The sequence below is a fragment of the Streptomyces sp. NPDC093984 genome (genome assembly GCF_044764595.1).
Lineage (GTDB): Bacteria > Actinomycetota > Actinomycetes > Streptomycetales > Streptomycetaceae > Streptomyces > Streptomyces cynarae.
The window spans coordinates 1-1,425 of record NZ_JBIWIM010000054.1 but is presented as its reverse complement, the minus strand read 5'-3'; the positions used below and the strand labels follow the sequence as shown (position 1 = coordinate 1,425).

The 1,425-nt window shown below is 69.6% G+C and carries 1 protein-coding gene; it reads left to right on the top strand.

Annotated features, from left to right (window positions below; translation table 11 throughout):
- Positions 1–56 precede the first annotated feature (56 nt).
- Positions 57–1,334 carry an IS701 family transposase gene (locus tag ACIRC0_RS39695; RefSeq protein WP_403627022.1) on the top strand — a complete coding sequence of 426 codons (1,278 nt, stop codon included), beginning with the start codon at positions 57–59 and terminating at the stop codon, positions 1,332–1,334.
- The last annotated feature ends 91 nt before the right edge of the window (positions 1,335–1,425 follow it).

The following is a 1,425-nucleotide window of genomic DNA, read 5'->3' as shown; positions in this document are numbered from 1 at the left end:
CTAGTAGGACTCCGTTAGGTCTGTGTGTCGACCTTGTTCTGGGGCACGGTGAGTATGTGGATGCACATGAAGTGAACCGTGTTCGGGCGACGTTGGCGTTATTCGTGGCGGATGTGTTCGCCTCGGTGCCGCGCAAGGACCAGCGGGCCAAGGGCGACTGCTATCTGCGGGGGCTGATGATGGACGGCCGCCGCAAGTCCATCCAGGCCATGGCCTCGCGGCTGCCGGACGGCAACGAGCAGAACCTGCAGCAGTTCGTGAACCAGTCCACCTGGGATCCGGTGCCGGTGCGCCGGCGGATCGCGGAGCGGCTGGTGCCGCGGATCGGTCCGGACGCCTGGGCGGTCGATGATGTGTCGTTCCCCAAGGACGGCAGGATGTCGGTCGGGGTTGCTCCCCAGTACTGCGGTGCGCTGGGCAAGCAGGCCAACTGCCAGGTCGCCATCAGCGTGCACGCGGTGTCCGATGCGGCCTCGTGCCCGCTGAACTGGCGGCTGTTCCTGCCCCGGGAATGGGCCGAGGACGCCGTCCGACGCCGGCGGACCGGTGTCCCGGAAGATGTCGGGCACCGGGAGAAGTGGCGCCTGGCCCTGGATGCCCTGGACGAACTGGCCGGATGGGGACTGGTGCCGCCGGTCGTGGTGGCGGATGCCGGCTACGGCCAGAACGCCGACTTCCGCGCCGGCCTGGCCGAGCGAGGACACTCGTACGTGGTCGGCATCCGCGCCGATATCACCGTCCAGCCGCACGAGGCGGCCCCCGCCGCCCCTGCGTGGTCCGGCACCGGCCGCCGGCCGGTTCCCCGCTACCGGCAGTCGCCGGTGACGGTGGCGGAACTGGCCGCGGCCGCCGGACGGGAAGCCTTCAGCGAGGTGACCTGGCGGGAAGGCTCCCGCGGCCCGATGACCTCCCGCTTCCTCACGATGCGGGTCCGCCCTGCCGGGGTGCGCTCGCGTCGGCTGGCCCAGGCGGCCGCGGTGGCCGAGCACGGCCGGTGGGACGGTGTCCTGCCCGAGGTGCGGCTGCTGGCCGAGTGGCCCGACGGCGAGGACGGACCGACCCGTTTCTGGCTGTCCAACCTGCCCGACGACACCCCGATCGCCGACCTGGTCCGCCTGGCGAAGATCCGCTGGCGCATCGAGCACGACTACCGCGAACTCAAACACGGCCTGGGCCTGGACCACTTCGAGGGCCGCTCCTGGAACGGCTGGCATCACCACGCCACCCTGGTCACCGCCGCCCATGCGTTCCTCACCGAGCAGCGGCTGGCCCCAAAAGCCGACACAGCGGACTCAGCCTCTACCAGATCCTCGACATCCTCCAGGACCTGCTGAACTGCTGGACCGGCATCTGCACCACCTGCCACCAACCCCTGCCCAGCAGAACCACACCAAGATCAAGACAGACCTAACGGAGTCCTACTAG